Below are 17960 nucleotides of genomic sequence, written 5' to 3' on the forward strand. Positions count from 1 at the left end.
AGGTCACCGCCCAGTCGGTGGGCGCGCTGCAACTGCCGATGCGTCAGAGGGGCACCGGCAGGCGGCGGACTCCTACGTCCGGCTGATCCCGAGGGCGATCAGGGACGGCCCTGCGACGAGCGCGAGCCGAGGAGAGACCGGCGGCACGAGCGTGCCCCCGGCGAGGGTGGGGACGCCCCACGGAAGCGGTCGGCGGTGCAGGCACGCCCCCCGGACGACCGTGACGAGAATCATCAGGCACATCGCCGTCAGCAGGGAGTCCGCGCTACAGCCGTCGTCGCACCCTTGGCTGGGGACCGGGTGGGCCTCTGCCGTCTCCGGCGGGAGCACCAGGGGCTGGATGGTGGAGGCGACAGGTGCAGGATGCGCCGGAGCCGGTGCGCTGTGGTGCGACGAACCGTTCATCGCATGCATGACGATCACACCGAGGACCAGGCACGCAACCAGTGCCACGAGAGCGGCACGGTGCGATTGCACCGTGCCGGCCATAGGCCAGGTTCCGTGGCTGTGCGCCCGCCTCGATGTCACCCGCTCGCCCTTTTCCATCTGTCGTCGCCGGTGATACTAGCGGGTTCTCGGCACCACCCGGCCGTACCTGGCCTAGTGACAGTGCAACGGCTACGCTGCCCACGACATGCCGACACTGACCGCGCTTCGATCATTCCTCCCCGCACCGCGGCGAGGAATCATCCGCGCGCTCATCGTCGCCGTCGTGGTCGCAGGTGCGGTCTCCATGCACGCCATGGCCGGGCACGCATCGGTTTCGTCCGCTTCGCCATGAGCCGTCGATCTGCCAGAACGCGTTCAGGCCCCGCCGGGACCGGTGATCGAACCGCTCTCGCATCTCCGCGGGGACGGGTCAGGGCATTGCAGTCTGGCTTGCGAGTGCCACGGGTCGACGGTGATGTGCCTGATGGCGCTGACGGCTGGCCCCTTGTCCCCGGCCCGCCCGCCCGGCGGTGCCCCTGGCCAGGTCCTGCCCCGGCTCGTCCAGGTCTGTTGTCCGGTGGGGACGTCAACAAGGGCGCGGTGTGAACCGTCGTTGGACGCCCTGGGGATCAGCCGCACGTAGTGACGCCGCGGACCACCCCGACAGCGCCTGGTTCGCCGTCCCGCGGGGGTGCCGCTGTGTGTTCATCACTACGAGACGGAAGGCCGCTCGGCCATGCCAAGTACCCTCGCGCTGAGACTCGTCCGCACTCTGCTCGTGGCGACCGCTCTGACGATCTGCTGCGCCACGCCTGCTTTTGCCCATACGAAGCTGTCCTCGTCCGATCCTGCGGACGGGTCCACGTCGACGGGACCTGTCGCCACCGTGACCCTGACCTTCACGCTCCCAGTGACCCCCATCGGCGAGGCGGTCGAGATCGCCGGACCCGAAGGCACCATCGAGACCGAAGTCACCCAAGCCCAGGACGGCGTCCTCGTCGTCGCTACGCCGGGCACGCCATTGGCTGACGGCAGCTACACCGTGGTCTGGTCCGTCGCGGCGCAGGACGGTCACACGATCGAAGGGCGCCTGGCTTTCGCCGTCGGCGAACCGACAGCCACGGCGGGCGGCTCCAACGACAGCCCTTCGACGTCGCACTCGGGACACACCATGGCGTCGATGCAGGATCACCCCGTGCCCCCCTTCATCGATGCGGTAGGGAGGTCCGGGAACGCGGCGACGCTCTGGGGGTGGCTCGTCGCAGCAGGCGGCCTAGCGTTCGCCGGTCTCGTTCTGCGCGGACGCGACGCGGAGGACATCCCCGTCGCGCTCTCCACCGTGCGCTGGACCGGTGCGGTGATCCTGGTCGGGCTGATCCTGCGTGTCGCCTCTCGGGCGATGACGCTCACCCACGGTGACACCACGGCCGCCCTCTCGCCGTCCGCCGTCGCCGACTCGCTCACGGGCTCGACAGGTTGGGTGATCGGGCTGCAAGCGGCCGGAGCCTTCGCCGTCCTGGCCGGAGCTCGCCGCAGCCTGCGCACCTCGGCCGTCGCCATGGTCGGCGTCGTCCTGGCCGCCGCAGGCATCGTCCTCGACGGTCATAGCAACACCGCAGATCCACGCTGGCTCGTTCTGACCGCCGACGTCGCCCACCTGGCGGGTGCGGCGACCTGGCTCGGAGGCGTGGTCATGCTCACCGTGATCCTCCGCCGCCGACAGCAGGAAGGTCGACACCTCGACGTCGGGCTGATAGCTGCCAGGTTCTCGGTGATCGCCGGAGCCTCCCTTGCGGTCGTCGGCGTAGCCGGCGTCCTTCTCACGGCGACAATCCTCGACCGTGTGCCCCAGCTGTGGGAGACAGACTGGGGACTTGCTCTGCTCGCCAAGGTCGCGGTCGTGGCTGCGGTCGGCCTCATCGGCACCTACAACCACTTCCACACGGTGCCGCTCTTGAGCGCGACCAACGGACGCCGGCACGGACGCCCTTCCGGGGAGGCTCTGCACCGCACTGCTGCACCCGAAACCGTACTCATGGTGGCTGTCGTGCTGATCACTGGTTGGCTCGTGGGTGCGGCGACCACTGCATGACGGTGGTCGCGGGCCCGTACGGCCGCCGTCGGCGAGTCACGACTTCGCCGACGGCGGCGGGGCTCGCTCGGCGGCTCAGGCGACCTGGTAGCCGAGCTGGGTGATGGCCGCACGGACCGCGTCGTGGTCGGCGCCGGGGCCAACCACCGTGACGGTGCCGGCCGCGAGGTCGACCGACGTGTCCTCGACTCCGTCGACCTGCTTGACGACGCCGGTGACCTTGGCGGCACAGCCGCCACACGTCATTCCCTGGACCGAGTACGTCGTGGTGCTCATATTGTGTCCTCTCGTATGCGGCGGCGCCTGGTCGGCGACTGCCTCGTGAACGCCCGTGGTGCCGGACGGTGGTTCAGCTGCGCCGCGGGCGCGCTCAGGTCGGCTGGACATATGGAGCGGCGTCCCCGGGAGCACCTTGGGCTGCACTGAGGATACCCCCGGCGGGTATGTCGGGCTCGGGTCACGCACAAGCCGGACACTTCGGTCACGTCGCAAGAGCGGGATCAGGCGGTCGTGACCTGACTGTGACATCTCCGCGATCCTGGGTTACGGTCGATCCACCTCGCGGAGAATCCGCGGGCGCCCGAGGCGGACGCCGAGCCCTGTCACCGCCCCGAGGTTCGTACGACCAGATGACAGGGACGGGGGACCCATGCAAGTGGGCACCACCGGTGTCCTTGGGGTGAAGCCGCACAGGTAGGAGTGCGGCCGGGTCTGTCTCCGACCCGAACCCGACAGCTCACCTCGCAGGCGGTAGGAGAACCGACGTGACCTCATGCTCGCCCGGGCGCCATCGTGCTGCCCGTAGCCCCATCACCCCGCTGACCCCCCTGTCGCGCGCCGCTGCGCGCAGCGTCGGCGCCGCCGCCCGCCGGGGCGCTGTCGTCGCCGCCGGTTCCGGCCTCATCATGGGGATGTTCAGCGCCCCTGCGAACGCGAACGACCGAACCGTGTCGACCGTCGACTTCCACGCGCTGACTGCGGACGCCCGCCAGTCTCTGGCCTCAGCCCCTGTGGTGACGGTCGCCGCCAACACCGAGTTCATCGTCGAGACCGGGACGATCGCCGTGACCCCGGCGCCGGAGCCGGAGCCGGCCCCCGAGCCGGAGCCCGTCGTCGAGGTCGCCTCGCGCACCGAGACGCGTACCCCCGTCGCGGCGGCGGACGCCCCGGAGGAGGCCGCACCCGTCCGCGCCGGCGCCAACTCGGACGTTGTCGCCATCGGCATGCAGTACCTCGGAGTGCCGTACCTCTGGGGCGGCTCGACCCCCGCCGGGTTCGACTGCTCCGGCTTCACCTCGTACGTCTACGCCAAGGTCGGCATCACCCTGCCCCGCACCTCGTCGCAGCAGCGCTACGCCGGCACCGTGGTCTCGCGCGCCGAGGCACAGCCCGGCGACCTGATCTGGAGCCCCGGCCACATCGCCATCTACGCCGGTGACGGCATGCAGATCGAGGCCCCCGTCCCAGGTCAGACCGTGCGCTACAGCAGGCTCTGGCAGGACAGCCCGACCTTCATCCGCGTCGGCTGAGCCCTGCTCCGCAGGCCTCGACACCCCGTCGACAGTCTGAACTCCAGGGTGACATCCCGGTGCGCCCGGTCCCTTGTGGACCAGGCGCACCGGCGTGTGGGCTGCTAGAGCGGTCATGACTCACTCGCCACACGTCATCCAGCAGGAGGTCGCTGAGCGCGGCGCCAGCCGTACCGCGTCATCCCGCGCGGCTTGTAGATGTTGAGAGCCAACGGGACGAGCAGCACGACCATCCCACCGACCGCGTGGAACAGATCCCCACAGAGCTGGTCGACATCGCCGGCGGGGTCCGCCGCGACTGCGGCGATCGCCTCGACCGCGGGCAGGTGGAGCACCAGGATCACGAACGCGAAGGCCGTCAGTACCAGGCTGATCACCACCCAGTAGTGTCGCAACAATCCCCAGGGCGTACCGAGGGCCTGGACCATCCCGGTCACGAGCGCTATCGCGGCGAGCGGGATCAACGCATACCGCAACACTGGTTCCATCATCACGTACGCAGCCCGCACGATCTGCTGGTCGTCACTTGCATAGATGGGCACGTTCAGGGCGATGTAGGCGACGATGGCGCCGAGCCAGCCCACTGAGCTGGCGATGTGAACCGTCAGCATCAGTTTCCGGATCGCCGGAGACATCGACATCAGCCGTGCATACCAGGGCCGTGCTCGCCGCCCACGAGCAGCATGACCAGAACGAGCGCGACAGCTGCTGTCGCAGCGCCTATCGCCAGCAACTTGACCCAGCGGGGCAGCCCCGGATGGGGCTCTCGAGGCTTGCCGGGCGCCGCGTCCGATGTGTTCTCCGTCATGGTCGTCTCCTCGTGTCAGCTGCCGGGCAGATCAGATCCTGTATACAAAGTGTATTGGCTACTGTCAGAGTGTCACGACGACGACGAGCCGTACAATTGGCTGATGCCGAAGCTGTGGGAGGAATCGATCGACGGCCATCGCCGATCAGTGCGGGACGCCATCACGGAGGCGGCCTGGCGTCTGGCCGAAGAACAAGGCCCGTTCTCGCTGACCATGTCGCAGGTGGCAAAGGCTGCTGGGATCGGTCGCGCGACCCTCTACAAGTACTTCGCAGACATTGAGTCGATCCTCGTGGCGCACCATACGCGGCACGTCGAGGACCACCTCCGGACCCTCGAGGACCTGCGCGATGCAGCGGAGCCGACGGGCGCTCGGCTTGTGGCCGTCGCCACCACCTACGCGTCGATCTGCTTCCACCGGGGAAAGCACTCGTCCGCCGATGTCAGCCCGCTCGTTCATCGCGGCCCCGAGGTCGCGGATGCTGAGCGTCGTCTACACAGCGTGTTCGCCGGCCTCATCGCGCAGGCCGCGGCCGAGGGCCTTGTCCGCACAGACGTCGACCCGGACGACCTCGCTGAGTACTGCCGCCGGGCCCTGGAATCGTCCAGCAGTGCCAAGGACCTCGCCGGGGTTGCCGCATTCACGTGCGTGGTTCTGGACGGACTCGCATACTCACCGCAGGCCCGGGACGGCAAACCGAGCGCAACGACCACGACTCATCACGAGCCTCAACGCGACCATGGTGACCGCCAACAGTTGCCCAGACGCGTCGGCAAGGACGAGTAGCGCGCGGATTGACTTGCACGAACGGTTCGTGTGGCACCGTGCTGCGCATGACCCGCATGAGACCGCCCGCCAGACCACGCGCCGCGACCCGCCGCGCGCATGGCGTCCCTCCTGGCGGGCGAGGTCATGGGCGCGTTGTTCGATGAGCTCGGCGCGGGCGTGGAGGGCTTCGCGGAGGTCGCCCGGAACCGGCCCGGGAGCTTCGGCGACCAGCACGGCGCCCAGGCGTGGCCGGTGGGTTGCTGAGCCGGTGGTGGCGTGCTCGATTCCCGTGCAGGACGGCGGCGACGTCGTAACCGCAGGCGAGGCCACGATATACGGGTCGTTGTACTGGCCGACGGCCCAGACGTCGTGCGAGCACCGGTCTTCGCTCCTAGCGTCGAGTAGGCATGCCCACGACCGGAACGGTCGCGCGACCCCGTCGATGCTGGAGGAATCATGAAGACCGCCGAGATGCTCGAGACCTACCCCGCCACGATGAACGTCGACCGCCAGATCCTGGCCCGTGTGATCGACACATTGGTCGAGTGCTCGCAGGCGTGCACCGCATGCGCCGACGCCTGCCTGAGCGAGGATATGGTCGCCGACCTGCGCAAGTGCATCCGCACGAACCTCGACTGCGCCGACGTCTGCGCCACCACCGCTCGCGTGCTGTCCCGCCACACCGGCTACGACGCAAACATCACCCGCGCCCAGCTCGAGGCGTGCATCGTTGCTTGTCGCGCCTGCGGCGACGAGTGCCAGCAGCACGCCGGCATGCACCAGCACTGCGCCGTGTGCGCCGAGTGCTGCCGCCAGTGCGAGGCCGCGTGCCAGGAGCTGCTCGCCGCGCTCACCTGAGAAGGACCGAGCAACACGGCCCGGGACCACTCAGTTCACGCTCCCGGGCCGATCCATCAAACGCGCAGTCAACCCGAGAGGGCGGAAACGGTGGCCATGGAGAACCAGGACGAGCGCAAGCACGAGCACGGCCACGACCGGGGTGCCTCGCACTCCACGAAGATGTACCTTCGCTTCGCGGCCATGCTTCTGACGGCCATGGTGGTCATGTACTGGGTCATGTTCATCGGCTCGTGGCAGTGGGACCACGTGCGCTTCAGCCAGAGCCGCATCTTCATGGCCATCACCATGGGCGGCACCATGGGGCTCGTCATGCTGGCCTGGATGCTGAACATGTACAAGAACACCAAGGCCAACATCGCCGTGGTCGCCGCCAGCGTCCTCCTCCTAGCCGGAGGCACGGTCCTGGACCGCACCCAGGCCACCGTCGACGACACCGCGTTCATGCGCGCGATGATCCCCCACCACTCCCTGGCCATCACCCGGTCCGAGCGCGCCGGCATCCAGGACGTGCGCGTGTGCGAGCTCGCCGTCGAGATCAGCGAAGCGCAGCGGCGCGAGATCCGCGAGATGGACTGGCTCATCCAGGACATCGAGGCCAACGGCGTCGTCACGACGTCCCAGCAGGCGCAGGAACGAGCGGTCCCGGACTTCGACCAGCCCGCCCAACGCCAGTGTCCCGGCAACTAGTACTACAGGTCTGTCTGATTAACGGTGGGTGGGTCTCGGCCTGACACGCCGAGCGCAGGCTTGGCGGGAAGCAGGCAGGATGACCGAGATCATCGAGCCCGTGACGCTCGGCGAGGACGAGAAGCAGGCACTGGCGCAGCGGCTGGTCAGGGCTGGGCCTGGTCGTGCCACGCCATGGGGCTCCCCGTCAGGGCGGCGTCGGCGACGCGCGCGGCGAAGGTGGTGCCGAGTCCGGCCCGCGAGCTGTCGATCCACTTCTGGACGTACTGGTGCCCGGCGGCCCGGTACTCCAGGGCCTGGAGGAGGCATTCGAGCTTGTCGGCGTCCTTGGCGCACCGGGCTTCCAGGGTCCCCTGCGCCTCGTACTCGACGACGGCTTCGCTGACGGTCTTGGCGGCGGCGTCGGGCAGGTAGGCGACCTGGTCGCGGGTGATCGTCTCGTTGTTCGCCTTGCCGAGGTAGGGACGAGCCGAGTGCGGGAGGTCGGTGATCCGGGTCTCCTGCGAGTCGTGCCACAGACCGAGATACGCAGCACGTGCCGGGTCGGCGCCCTCCTCGGCCGCGATGAGGGCCGCGAGCTGGGCCACGCGGAGGCTGTGCTCGGCGACCGACTCAGGGTCACGCACACCGGCCTGCCACCACCCGGCACGACGCAGACGCTTGAGCACACCCATCTCATGGGCGAAGTTCGCGACGCTCGCAGCTTCCGGGTCGGTCACGTGGTCGGTCATGCGGGTGCCTCCTTGGTCATCGCCCGGCGAGTCGGATGGCGAAGTACACATCGGACAACTCACGGTGGGCACGCTGGTCCACGCCATCATGGATGGCGTCCTGGACCCCTGTCGATGCGTCGAGACAGGCAGTCGGGGAAGCCATCGCCGCCGCAGGCGCCTTGATGGAGCACGGAGGCATGCTCCGCCCGTGGTTCCGGGGCGACTCACCGGACACCCCGAGTACCGCTACTCCTGGGCCGGGACCGAGCACGCCTCCGAGCCGATCGCCTCCCGCTGGCAGTGGGCTCCCGCTCCCCGGACCGCGACCGGACTCCTCGGAGACGGGATCACCGTCACTGGCACAGGCACCACCGCCGACCCGTTCGTTATCAGCCTGACACCACCGGCCACGACGGAGGACCCGACGGGCTAGGAGCAGGGACGATACCGTTTCCGCCATGAACAGCGGGGGCAAGAAGCGCCACGCGGACCGCCGCAGCTTGTTGGGTGTCCCGGTGCCGAGATTCACCGTCGGGCAGCGCGTCGAGCACGCGTGGAGCGGACAGAGAGGCGTGTACGAGCTCGACCTCGGATACGAAGGCGAGACCCATCTGTCGAACGTCTCGTGGGACGGAGACAGCATCCAAACGACGGTAGCAACCGTGGCCCTACGAGCCGAGGCAGAGCCTGCGGGCGAACCCGTAGATCTCAGCGAGCCGCTATAGCCCCCGACGCACCAACGAGGACGCCCCCGCGGCCTGAGAGGGTTGCGGGAGGTCTTTTCACTTCCCGCCGACCATGGCCAGGTTGATCGCCGCCGCCGCCTTCGACGTCCGGTCGGAGTCAAGCCGTTGGAGCACCGGCAGGGCTTCGCTCCACGTCCGGGTAGCGCTTGCGGCGTCGCCAACGTCCCACTGGGCGTGTCCGAGCTCAGCCATCGACAGCGCCCAGATGCGGGCCTTGCTGTTGGGGTCCCACTGGCCGGTGACCTCCGCGAGAAACTGCACGGACTCCTTGGCGTCGCCCATGGCCGTGAACGTCTTCGCCGCCTGGTTCAGGAGAGTGGCCTTGTTCGAGCACCACTGCGCCGCCCATCGGGGGGCGTTCTCGGTCCGCTCGGACAAGAGCCTCGGCGCACGCGACATGGTCCGCGCCGCCCCCGAGGTGTCTCCGGTCTCGGCCTGGCAGCGGGCCACGGCAACGTGGAAGAGCGCTTCAGTGTCCTCGTCCACCGCCCCCTCCTTGGCCCGGGCCAGGCTCGCCTCCGCGAGGCGCACCGAGTAGACCCGCTGCCCGAGGTCGCAGCCCTGGAGAGCGAGGATGCGCAGGATGAACGCCTCGTGCCCCGCATCGCCGGACTCGCGTGCCAGGTTCCGGGCGCAGAGGTAGTACCGCTGGGCGAGACCGTCGAGCCCGCTGTCGTGAGCCTTCCATCCGGCGAGGTAGGCGACCTCGGCCGCCGCTGAGAACGCCTGGCCCCGGACCGCCTCGGAGGCGAACCTGCCCCGCAGGACGGTCGCTACGTCGGAGGCCAAGAACTCGGCCACCGCCGTACGCATGGCACCCCCGCCCAGCGTCTCGTCAGCCACGATGAAGGAGTCAGTCACGCGACGGATCGCCTCCACGGTCCTGACGCCGGCCACCGAGCCGCCGGACTGCGCCATGATGCGCGCTAGATCCTCCCCGTTGGCCAGCGCCAGCGCACTCAGGCCGACGGTGTATGCCGCTCCACGGATGAAGCTACGGCGGTCGACGTCTGCACGTCCGACGTACTCCAGCGTCGCGACCGAGTCCAGGTCGATCGGAGTACCGAGGGCTTCCTCGTACTGCGCGATGACCTCGCTCGTGACCGGCCGGAAACCGCGCTCGTAGTACGTCAGGGTGGTCTTGCCGTAGTGCGTTCGCAAGGCCATCTGATCCAGGCTCAGGCCCGCTGCCTCGCGCGCCAGCCGAAGCCGGGCACCCACCGTTGTGAACGGCTGTGAACGCGACATGCCTTCTACTCCCTGGTCCGAGCCGGTTGGCTTGAAGCGTAACGACAGTCCCATATCCGAGGGCTGACACGAAACGCAGGGGGAACCGATATGCAGCAGCCCACGGAAGAGGCGGCTCTTGCAGGGCCAGTGACCCGTACCGCCCAGATCGTCGCGTTGGATATCGGCGGGACGTTGGTCGGCCGGGACGGGATCGTGCCGGACGCGACGCGGGAAGCGGTCACTGACGTGCTCGCCCGAGGGATCGAGGTCGTCCTCGCCACGGGGTGTTCGCTCGTCGGCGTGGTCCCGGTCTCCCAGCAGCTCGGGCTGACCTCCGGCTGGCTCGTCGCGTCCAACGGCGCCGTGACGGGCCGATCACGCGCCGCGGTCGTTCTCCCGGTGAGCAGGTTGGCTGCCGCCGCCGGTGCGCCCAGGGCAATGAGGCTGTTGCGCACCCGCGACAGGCTCGTACCACTCAGCGCTGACGGCGGACGTCGTCCGCTCTCCCATCCCTGGATCGTGCTGACGTCGACCCGCAGGTACTCGGCGATGTCGGTCTGGCGGCGCCCGACCGCGCTGCGCAGCAGCTTGAACACGAACGCCGCGACCACGCCGACGTCCCCGTGCGGGGCTGCACCCTACATCGGAGTCAGTGTTGACCGAGCTGCCACGCGACGTCCCCTGTCGATTGACCGCGCCTGTACGCCGAAACGCGTACCCCCTGTCAGTCCAACTCCAGGGCGCATTCCCCGAGGGTTGAGACCAAGCCGGCGTGATGCCGGTGGGACGCCCCTGGTCCCGCCACCAGCCACGAGAGGTGGTGCCCGATGGGTATCGATCACGGACTTCACGCAGCATCCCGGATTGTCGACGCCGTCGGGCGCGACCGTTTCGAGCTGGTCACCGTGACCCGCGACCGGGTCTGCCTCCAGCCGATCGTGATGGCCGAGGGCGAGGCCATCGCCCGAGCCCTCGGTCTGGACGTCCCGCTCGATCACCGGATGTTCGTCCCGGAACTCACCCTGTGGACGGGGGTGCACGACGGGCTCGAGGTTCAAGTCCGGTCTGTGCTGCGCCGCCCGCTGGGGGCAGTGCGGTGAGCGCACCGAGCCCTGTGGCCGTCGGGTATGTGTGCGCTCCGGAGGGGGAGGCGCTGGACTGCCAGCGGGACGCCGTGACCGACTACGCCCAGGTCGAGGGTCTGGCGCTGGCGCAGATCGTTACCGACCGCTTCGACACGTTCACGATCAGCCAGGTCGTCCAGACCGCGAAGTTCCATAACGCCCGCCTGGTCATCCTGCTCGCCCAAGCGCGCCTCGCGTCGGTCCGGTCACGGGTGGCTCTGGAACTGGAACCTGAGGGCGCGACCTGCGTCGTCATCGGCGACCCCGCACCCCGTGCCGAACAGCGGCAAGCGCGGCTGACCGACTCCCTGCCCCGCCGGACTCCGCCCACCACGACGGCCGCGCCGAGCGACGCAGCAACGGATACGACGGAGGACGTGCGATGACCACCACCGAGAACATGGCCCGGGCGCGGCTGCTGGTCGCTCTGGATATCGACGGGACCTTGTGTCCGGACGGGACGAATACCATCCCCGCCGTCACCCGCCAGGCGGTCACCGAGGTCGTGGCGGCAGGGCATGTCGTCGTGCTGGCCACTGGACGTTCCCTGGTCGGCGTGCTCCCGCTCGGGGAGGCCCTGGGGCTGGACGGGTCGTGGGTTGTCGCGTCGAATGGTGCGGTGACCGCGCGGCTGGACCGGACGTGGCCGTCCGGGTACCGGGTCGATTCCTGCCAGACCCTCGACGTCGCCCCGGTCCTTCACCTGGCCCGCCGGTTGTGCCCGGGGGTGCGGGTCGCGGTCGAGGAGGTCGGCTGGGGCTACCACGTCTCCGAGCTGTTCCATCGGGCTGAGGTCAACGGACGCCAGATCGTCGTCTCCGACGACGACCTGGCTGCGGAGCCCGCGCCCCGGGTAATCCTGTCGGCCCCGAACGCCACCGCGCTGCTGATGGAGCCGGTCCGCAACCTCGGCGTCACGGTCAACCCTGCCTCCCCGTCGTGGCTGGATGTCACCCCGGCCGGACTGTCCAAGGCTTCGGCCCTAGACGCTGTCCGCCGCCACGTCGGGGTTGCTCCGGCTAACACAGTGTTCGTCGGCGACGGCGTGAACGACATCGAGGCGATGGAGTGGGCCGCCCGCTCCTACTCGATGGGTCACGCCCCGATGGTGGTGCAGGATGCCGCCGACCACATCACCAGCACCCTCTCGGAGCACGGCGCGGCGACCGTGCTCCGAGACCTGCTCACCGAACCTGCCCAGCGACCCGATGTGGAAGCCCAGGCGTTGGCCGGGGCGGGTTCGTGACCGCCGCGCCGCCGGTCGAGCTGCTGCGCGAGGTCCGCCACCTCGCGGCGAGCCTGCACCCGCGCCTGCACCCCGTCTCGGTGCGTGTCCGGCTCGCGGGCACGGGCCCGGCACTGGCCTCGTGCGAGGTCTGGACCGGGGACGGCGACGCGATGATCGCCCACCACGCCAACCTTCCGAGCGCTGTTGGGGCGACGATGCTCGACCTGGAACGTGCCTTGGTCGCCGCCGGATACGCCTACGCCCTGACTGGCGACGGTCGCCCGAAGTGGCGCTACGACGCGAACCGCGGCGGCCTCTACCTCCTCGACGTGGCCCGGCCCTTGTAGGCCTGCCCGACCACCGATCTTGCGGCCGGGCGCCTGCCCCCCGCCTGGCCGCGAGCCCGCCAGCGACGACGGGAACCGGGCCGGGGCTCCCGACCCCAGGGAGCCCTGGCCCGCCGACCTCCGGAGCCCAGATCCGACTGCGCTCCGACCGCACAGAATCAAAGAGAGGGACAACACATGCTCGACCAGCTCGCCAGGAATCGACCACTTCGGCCTCCACCGCCACCCCCGGCGACCCGCCCCGGGCCAGCCTCGACCACCTACCCTGGGACCATGCGCGCTTCTCGATTCATCCCGTGGCTGACCCAGCTCCTCGAACCCCACCTGCCCGAGGGCGTGCAGCTCATCGAGTGGTCCGAGGCGGGAGTCACGCGCGACGCGGGCATGGAGGCCACGATGGGGTTCGTGCTCCAGGCACCCGGCGGGGGCGCCGTCTACCTCCAGGCCGTGCACAGCGGCGGCGACTACTCCACCGAAGAGGTCGTCGTCGAGGGCGAGCCGCCCGCACCGGTCCCGCCCGCCGACCTGGCGATCCAGCCGGGCGGCCAGGTCCGCATGGTCGACGTCGAGGCGTGGATCACTGCACTCGTGATCAACTCCCAGCTGCGTGAGATCGCCGAGGTCCAGCGGTACTCGACCCGGCCGAACCGGGGCGCGCACCCGTTCGGGTTCAACGTCATCTGGCACTCTGGCGCGGCGTCGCATGTCCATCTGCTGCACACCCTGCGCGCCGGTGAGCGACGCAGCGCCGACAACAAGTACCGCGTCCTGGAGGTCGTCTGACCATGGCCACGTCTGTCGTCTGCCCCGAGTGCAAGCAGCGAACCGGAGTCCGAGGCGGCTCCATCAACACCCACCAGAAGCCCAGCGGAGGCACCTGCCCCGGCTCCGGCAAGAGCGAGAGCTCCGGCAGCAGCCCCGCGTAAGCCGACAACCGGTGCCCTCTGCGCCGAACCCACCGCGGCCCGCCACCCCCGCCCGTGGGGATGGCGGGCCGCAGGTGCGTCCGCCACAGGTGACGGCGTTTCCGCCGCGAGCGGCGTGACCGCCGCGTACGGTAGGTGCCCAATCAGAGGGCAGCAATCGGGTGGAAGTGAATCAAGATGGCCGAGGATCGCGCGATCAACGCGTGGCTGACAAGCACCGGCGTGGACCTGACAGCCGCGCAACGAGAACGGTTCGCAGACGGGGTCAACGCCTACGAGCTCACCGCGTCGGGGCGCGGTGAGGCCGGACCGGGCAGATGCGACGGAGCGACGGCTGCCGCGTGGGTGTCCGCGTTCGAAGTGGTACGCGGAGAGATGGACCTGAACGCACGGGGGCGCGCCTACCGTGCAGCTCAGGACGCCGCGCATGTCGGTGCCGTGATCGCGGTCCTGGCCGGCATGAGCGAGGCCGAGGCCGCCGGGCGCGGTCCACAGCCTCCCCCGCCGCTCTACGTGAGGCTCTAGGCTCGGACCTCATGGACGGACGCCGCGTAATCTGCCTGGCCGACCGGGCCCAGTGCGAAGGATCGGCCGCGGAGACCGAGGCATGGATCACCCAGCACCTGGCAACCACACCGCATCTGGACTACGAGCCGGTCTCCTTCCACGTGTCCTACGTCGCTCGCCGCTTCAGCAGCCTCATCCAGGGCGAACCCGTTCTGCGGCGCACAAGCCACTGACCCGCGTACCGGCACCTCACAGCCCCGGGCCGGAGTGCCGGACACCGCCACTCGGGCGCCGCTCCGCCTGCTCGGGGACGCTAGCGATCGAGCGGAGTGTGATGGCCAGGCGGCGGGCGTCGTCGCGCTGGACGAGGCTGGTAGGTGCGTCTCCGAGTGGGGTGTCGCCGGTGATCGCGTACTTGTCACGGTACGCGGCCACGACGGCGACGAACTGCTTCCACCCCTGGTCTGCGGCAGTCCCGGTTGGCCGGGGTGGCAGGCGCCGTAGCCACGGTTCACGATCTCGGATGGCCTTCTGGGCGAGGTCGTGTGCGCGTCGTTCGATGATGTCGGCGCGGGCGTGGAGCGCTTCGCGGACGTCGTCCGGGAGGGTACCGAGGGCTTCGGGGACCAGTCCTGCGATCAGGTGCGGCCGGCGGGTTGCTGGGCGAGTGGTGGCGTGCTCGACGCGCTGGTGCAGGACGGCCGCGACGTCGTCCGCGTCATACAGGCTCCGTGAGCGCGCGAGGCGTGGGAGCAGGGTGTCGACCGGGTGGCCGTTGGCTTCGGCGCGGCGCAGCTGCGCGCACAGTGGTCCGAACGCGTCGGACTCCACCACGGCGGCGACCTCTGCCCGTGTGAAGTCTTGCGCCCTAAGGGTGTGGGTGACGAGGTGTTGCCAGCGGGGTCGTTGGGCGAGGGTGGCGATGGTGTCGTACTCGGCGGCCAGGCGCGCGATGGAGCCGTACTGCTCGTGCTCGGCGTGTCGGGTCTCGTGGGCGGTGGGCTCGCCACCGGGGCGGGCGAGGATGCGGGCCAGGACCGTCCTCGCTCGGGCGTGGTCGGGGATCTCGTGGTCCGCGTGTCCGGTGGCCGCGTGGTCGTGGTTCTGGTCGTGGTCGGGCTGGTCGACCGGCACGAACACCACGTTGGCGTCCCGGCCTCTGGTGAGCGGGACGTACAGCGCCTCGCGAGTCATGGCCGGGGTGGCGACGGTGTAGGCGGTGTCGACGGTCAGGCCCTGGGCGCGGTGGGCGGTGATCGCGTAGCCCAGATCCACGTGCCGGGCGACGTAGGCGGCTGGCAGCCGGACCGTCCCGCCGGGGTGCGCGTTTGCGCGCCGGGCGTGCACGGATTCCCCGATGCGGTTCCTGCCACGGGTATTTGTGCTGGTGAGCGTTTTACGAGCCTGCTGGTCGGGGTCGATGCGGCGGGCGGTGACCGACCCGTCCCGGTGCACGGCAAGCACCTGCCAGAGGTTGCCGTTACGCACCCACCCGTCGCCTCCGTGGCGCAGGGTGCGGTCGTTGCGCCGCGTCACGATCACATCACCCGCCGAGGCTTCGACATCACCGGTCAGACGGGCGGCACGCCCGCCGTCCACGGCCCCGGCGAGGACGCGGTCGGCGCGGGCGCGACGGTTCAGGTCGGTGACCGTCGCCCCGTCCGCCGCGATCAGCACCGAGACCCTCCCATCGTCGCTGTCGGTCTTCCACGCCTCGTACGCGGCCCGGACCATCTCCTCCGTCGTCCCTGCGTGGATGCGGTCGCGCTCCTCGTAGACGGCGAGCACCCCGGCGTCCCCGTCACGTAGGCGCAGGGACGCGGTCTTCTCCCACGGGTGGGTGAAGCGGTGGACCTCGGTCAGCTCCGGCACATCCCCGCTCGTGCGCTTCCTCTCTGTGACCAGGAGGTTGAACGCTCCGCCGGTCTCCACGGCGGAGAGCTGGGCCGGGTCCCCGACCAGCAGCACCTTCGCCCCCACGCTCGCGGCGTGCGCCGTGATCGCGTGCAGGGTGTGGGTGCCGGCCAAGGACGCCTCATCCACGATGACCAGTTGCCCGGGCCGAAACGCCGTCGCTCCGGCGGCGTGGTCGGTGAGCCACTTCGCGGTGTTCTCACACCCGACCCGCAGCTCGGCAGCCAGGACCTCCGCAGCGGCGGCCGAGGGGGCGAGACCGACGACCGACCCGGTGCCGTGGGCGTTCTCCCACGCGGCGCGCAGCAACCGCATCGTGGTCGTCTTCCCGGTCCCGGCGGGACCCACCAGCACGTCGACCACCCGGCCGGACGTTGCGACCGATAGCACCGCCTCGCCCTGCGAGGCCGAGACGATCCCCTGGCCGGTGGCGTCGCCGGTGACGGACCGCAGCAGGGACCCGGCCACGGCCGGGCCCGTCGTGTCGGCCGACAGGGTCAGCAACCGCTCCTCGGCCTGAAGGACAGCTTCGGAGGTGTAGACGGCCGCGTGCTTCGGGCACAGGGTGCTGGTGCCGTCCGGGCGGAGCAGGAACTGCGGCGTGGGAGCCAGGTCCGGCGGCGTCAAGGCGACGCTGGAACCCTCGGCGATAGAGACGATCCGGGCCACTACCTGTGTGCGGTCTTCTGCGGTGGTGAACCGCCAGGTGTTGGTCTGGCGTTCGGCTTCGGCCCACAGGTTCCAGTGCCGCCATGTGGCGCGCTTGTCCCCCACCACCAGAAGCACCGCAGCGGCGGCACCGGTGATCGCCTCGTCCGGGACCTGGTCCGCCGAGTACAACCGCGCCGCGCCTGCACCAGCGCTCGCGCGGCGCGCGGCGCCGGCCAGCAGACCCCGGACCCACGCCCGGGAGTCGCTGCCCAGGACGCGGGTCGCGCGCTGGTGCCACCAGCCGGTGAGGTCGCCCAGCGACCGCAGCGTCTTCGGCGGACGCGTCGCCAACGTCGCCTGCGCCCTGAGTTTGACGATCGTTCGCCTCGACGGCTCGCGCCCGTGCTTCTCGCGGTACTCACGAATCAGCGCGTCGGCGCAGTGCTCGATCTCCACCGACCTCGACGAGAACTCACCAAGAAGCCCGTCACCGATGCCGTCGATCTCCAGGACCGCCGACCGGTCCCGGCCGCGCTGCCGCCGCGACCACGTCACCCCCAGGGTGGCGGTCAGGCGGTCGGCCAGGACCGCGTTGTAGAACTCCGAGAACGCGACGTTCGCGTTGAACAGTGCCCTCGAGTCCAGCGTCCGCCACTTGCCGTCCACCACCGCCCGCACCTTGTTCGCCACCACGAGGTGGGTGTGCAGCTGGGGGTCGTGGGAACGGGAGTCCCAGTGGTCGAACCCCATGCCCACGAGCCCCGTCACGTCCACATGGGCGACGGACCCGTCCCCGGCGTCGGTGCCCACCCGCGTACTCGCGATGTGGGCCTCGATGAACGCGACGGTCTCGGCGACGGCCTGGTGGTGCGCCGCCAAGATCAACCCCTGCGTAGTGCGGTCCGACAGGCCCCACAACACCGAGACGGACTTCGGGGCCGAGAACGTCAGGTCGAACCCTGCCGTCGCAGTCCGGTCCCCCGCCGCGACCTCGTCCGCGGTGATCGCGTCCACCGCCGCCGCCCGCTCCTCCGGCGACAGGTCCGCGTCGAGCTGGGCGGCGCGTTCCTCGACCCGCTCCCCCACCGGCCGGTAGGCCGGGTACCGGCGACCCAGCGGCTCCGTGGTCATCGGGTCGACGCCCGCGCCCAGCAGCCGCTGCAAGTGCGTCGTAGTCACCCCATCCCCGGGAGCCAGCTCCCCGTGTCCCAGGTCTTGGACGGCGGCACCGAGCCAGAACCCCGGCGGGGTCCCCGCCTCGACGTAGTACGCCGCGACGGGATCCACCCACGAACCTGCCAACTCTTCCCCCGGGGTCGGGGCGGGGGCGTCGACGTCGGCGTTACGGACCGACTTCAACAGGTACTCATACCCGTTGCCCGCGCTCATCTTCCGCACC

At 69.9% G+C, this 17960-nt stretch carries 22 protein-coding genes, 2 pseudogenes and 1 riboswitch; of the genes and pseudogenes, 16 read left to right on the forward strand and 8 right to left on the reverse strand.

Annotated features, from left to right (window positions below):
• Positions 1-72: 72 nt before the first annotated feature.
• Positions 73-234, reverse strand: a complete 162-nt coding sequence (locus D1350_RS23720; RefSeq protein WP_164545139.1) for a hypothetical protein — start codon at positions 232-234, stop codon at positions 73-75.
• Between the two features lie 931 nt (positions 235-1165).
• On the opposite strand from D1350_RS23720, the gene D1350_RS11580 reads away from it, so the two are divergent.
• A complete protein-coding gene (locus tag D1350_RS11580; protein ID WP_125776169.1) occupies positions 1166-2521 on the forward strand; it encodes a copper resistance CopC/CopD family protein in 1356 nt (451 codons plus the stop codon).
• 75 nt (positions 2522-2596) lie between these two features.
• Here D1350_RS11580 and D1350_RS11585 read toward each other — a convergent pair whose 3' ends face one another.
• Positions 2597-2797 (reverse strand): heavy-metal-associated domain-containing protein, encoded by a 201-nt coding sequence (locus D1350_RS11585; protein ID WP_125776170.1) that lies wholly within the window; start codon positions 2795-2797, stop codon positions 2597-2599.
• A gap of 320 nt (positions 2798-3117) precedes the next feature.
• Positions 3118-3287: riboswitch (cyclic di-AMP (ydaO/yuaA leader) on the forward strand.
• Between D1350_RS11585 and D1350_RS11590 the strand changes: the two genes are divergently transcribed.
• Positions 3286-4050 (forward strand): C40 family peptidase, encoded by a 765-nt coding sequence (locus D1350_RS11590; RefSeq protein ID WP_125776171.1) that lies wholly within the window; start codon positions 3286-3288, stop codon positions 4048-4050. Its footprint overlaps the riboswitch before it by 2 nt.
• A 134-nt stretch (positions 4051-4184) precedes the next feature.
• Here the strand turns inward: D1350_RS11590 and D1350_RS11595 are convergent, their stop codons facing one another.
• Both D1350_RS11595 and D1350_RS23725 read right to left on the reverse strand, forming a co-directional pair.
• Complete coding sequence (locus D1350_RS11595) at positions 4185-4691, reverse strand: DUF2269 domain-containing protein (RefSeq protein WP_206074514.1); 507 nt, start codon at positions 4689-4691, stop codon at positions 4185-4187.
• A complete protein-coding gene (locus tag D1350_RS23725; RefSeq protein ID WP_164545140.1) occupies positions 4691-4858 on the reverse strand; it encodes a hypothetical protein in 168 nt (55 codons plus the stop codon). The genes D1350_RS11595 and D1350_RS23725 overlap by 1 nt, the downstream gene beginning before the upstream one ends.
• A gap of 103 nt (positions 4859-4961) precedes the next feature.
• Between D1350_RS23725 and D1350_RS11600 the strand changes: the two genes are divergently transcribed.
• From D1350_RS11600 to D1350_RS11610, 4 genes are all read left to right on the forward strand, one after another.
• Positions 4962-5645 carry a TetR/AcrR family transcriptional regulator gene (locus D1350_RS11600; protein ID WP_164545141.1) on the forward strand — a complete coding sequence of 228 codons (684 nt, stop codon included), beginning with the start codon at positions 4962-4964 and terminating at the stop codon, positions 5643-5645.
• A 99-nt stretch (positions 5646-5744) separates the two neighbouring features.
• Positions 5745-5891: a hypothetical protein gene (locus tag D1350_RS23730; protein WP_164545142.1), complete on the forward strand. Its 147-nt coding sequence runs from the start codon at positions 5745-5747 to the stop codon at positions 5889-5891.
• Between the two features lie 192 nt (positions 5892-6083).
• Positions 6084-6485 (forward strand): four-helix bundle copper-binding protein, encoded by a 402-nt coding sequence (locus tag D1350_RS11605; RefSeq protein WP_125776173.1) that lies wholly within the window; start codon positions 6084-6086, stop codon positions 6483-6485.
• Positions 6486-6581: 96 nt separating this feature from the next.
• Complete coding sequence (locus D1350_RS11610) at positions 6582-7175, forward strand: DUF305 domain-containing protein (RefSeq protein WP_206074515.1); 594 nt, start codon at positions 6582-6584, stop codon at positions 7173-7175.
• A 146-nt stretch (positions 7176-7321) separates the two neighbouring features.
• Here D1350_RS11610 and D1350_RS11615 read toward each other — a convergent pair whose 3' ends face one another.
• Positions 7322-7906, reverse strand: a complete 585-nt coding sequence (locus D1350_RS11615; RefSeq protein ID WP_125776174.1) for an HD domain-containing protein — start codon at positions 7904-7906, stop codon at positions 7322-7324.
• A 190-nt stretch (positions 7907-8096) separates the two neighbouring features.
• On the opposite strand from D1350_RS11615, the gene D1350_RS11620 reads away from it, so the two are divergent.
• A complete protein-coding gene (locus D1350_RS11620) occupies positions 8097-8321 on the forward strand; it encodes a hypothetical protein (RefSeq protein WP_125776175.1) in 225 nt (74 codons plus the stop codon).
• Positions 8322-8346: 25 nt separating this feature from the next.
• A complete protein-coding gene (locus D1350_RS11625) occupies positions 8347-8613 on the forward strand; it encodes a hypothetical protein (protein ID WP_125776176.1) in 267 nt (88 codons plus the stop codon).
• A 57-nt stretch (positions 8614-8670) separates the two neighbouring features.
• Here the strand turns inward: D1350_RS11625 and D1350_RS11630 are convergent, their stop codons facing one another.
• Positions 8671-9936 (reverse strand): NsdA family TPR-like regulatory protein, encoded by a 1266-nt coding sequence (locus D1350_RS11630; protein ID WP_125776177.1) that lies wholly within the window; start codon positions 9934-9936, stop codon positions 8671-8673.
• Between the two features lie 36 nt (positions 9937-9972).
• Between D1350_RS11630 and D1350_RS24885 the strand changes: the two are divergent.
• Positions 9973-10221: pseudogene (locus D1350_RS24885) on the forward strand (HAD hydrolase family protein); the annotation flags it as partial.
• A gap of 134 nt (positions 10222-10355) precedes the next feature.
• Here the strand turns inward: D1350_RS24885 and D1350_RS24970 are convergent.
• Positions 10356-10475 (reverse strand): annotated as a pseudogene (locus tag D1350_RS24970) (helix-turn-helix domain-containing protein); the annotation flags it as partial.
• A 216-nt stretch (positions 10476-10691) separates the two neighbouring features.
• Here D1350_RS24970 and D1350_RS11640 point away from each other — a divergent pair.
• The 7 genes from D1350_RS11640 to D1350_RS11670 all read left to right on the forward strand — a co-directional run bounded on the left by D1350_RS11640 (position 10692) and on the right by D1350_RS11670 (position 14229).
• Entirely contained in the window at positions 10692-10964 is a 273-nt protein-coding gene (locus D1350_RS11640) for a hypothetical protein (protein WP_125776179.1), read from the forward strand.
• 74 nt (positions 10965-11038) lie between these two features.
• A complete protein-coding gene (locus tag D1350_RS11645; RefSeq protein WP_125776180.1) occupies positions 11039-11374 on the forward strand; it encodes a hypothetical protein in 336 nt (111 codons plus the stop codon).
• Positions 11371-12234 (forward strand): HAD family hydrolase, encoded by an 864-nt coding sequence (locus D1350_RS11650; RefSeq protein WP_125776181.1) that lies wholly within the window; start codon positions 11371-11373, stop codon positions 12232-12234. Before D1350_RS11645 ends, D1350_RS11650 begins: the two co-directional genes overlap by 4 nt.
• The gene (locus D1350_RS11655; protein WP_125776182.1) at positions 12231-12563 is read left to right on the forward strand and encodes a hypothetical protein; all 333 of its coding nucleotides are present in this window, start codon (positions 12231-12233) and stop codon (positions 12561-12563) included. The genes D1350_RS11650 and D1350_RS11655 overlap by 4 nt, the downstream gene beginning before the upstream one ends.
• 273 nt (positions 12564-12836) lie before the next feature.
• Positions 12837-13346 (forward strand): hypothetical protein, encoded by a 510-nt coding sequence (locus tag D1350_RS11660; protein WP_125776183.1) that lies wholly within the window; start codon positions 12837-12839, stop codon positions 13344-13346.
• Between the two features lie 320 nt (positions 13347-13666).
• Positions 13667-14014 (forward strand): hypothetical protein, encoded by a 348-nt coding sequence (locus D1350_RS11665; RefSeq protein ID WP_125776184.1) that lies wholly within the window; start codon positions 13667-13669, stop codon positions 14012-14014.
• A gap of 11 nt (positions 14015-14025) precedes the next feature.
• Positions 14026-14229, forward strand: a complete 204-nt coding sequence (locus D1350_RS11670) for a hypothetical protein (protein ID WP_125776185.1) — start codon at positions 14026-14028, stop codon at positions 14227-14229.
• A gap of 16 nt (positions 14230-14245) precedes the next feature.
• On the opposite strand, the gene mobF is transcribed toward D1350_RS11670, so the two are convergent.
• Complete coding sequence (gene mobF / locus D1350_RS11675) at positions 14246-17950, reverse strand: MobF family relaxase (protein ID WP_240644046.1); 3705 nt, start codon at positions 17948-17950, stop codon at positions 14246-14248.
• Positions 17951-17960 lie beyond the last annotated feature (10 nt).

It is taken from the genome of Antribacter gilvus, from assembly GCF_003946865.1.
Lineage (GTDB): Bacteria > Actinomycetota > Actinomycetes > Actinomycetales > Cellulomonadaceae > Antribacter > Antribacter gilvus.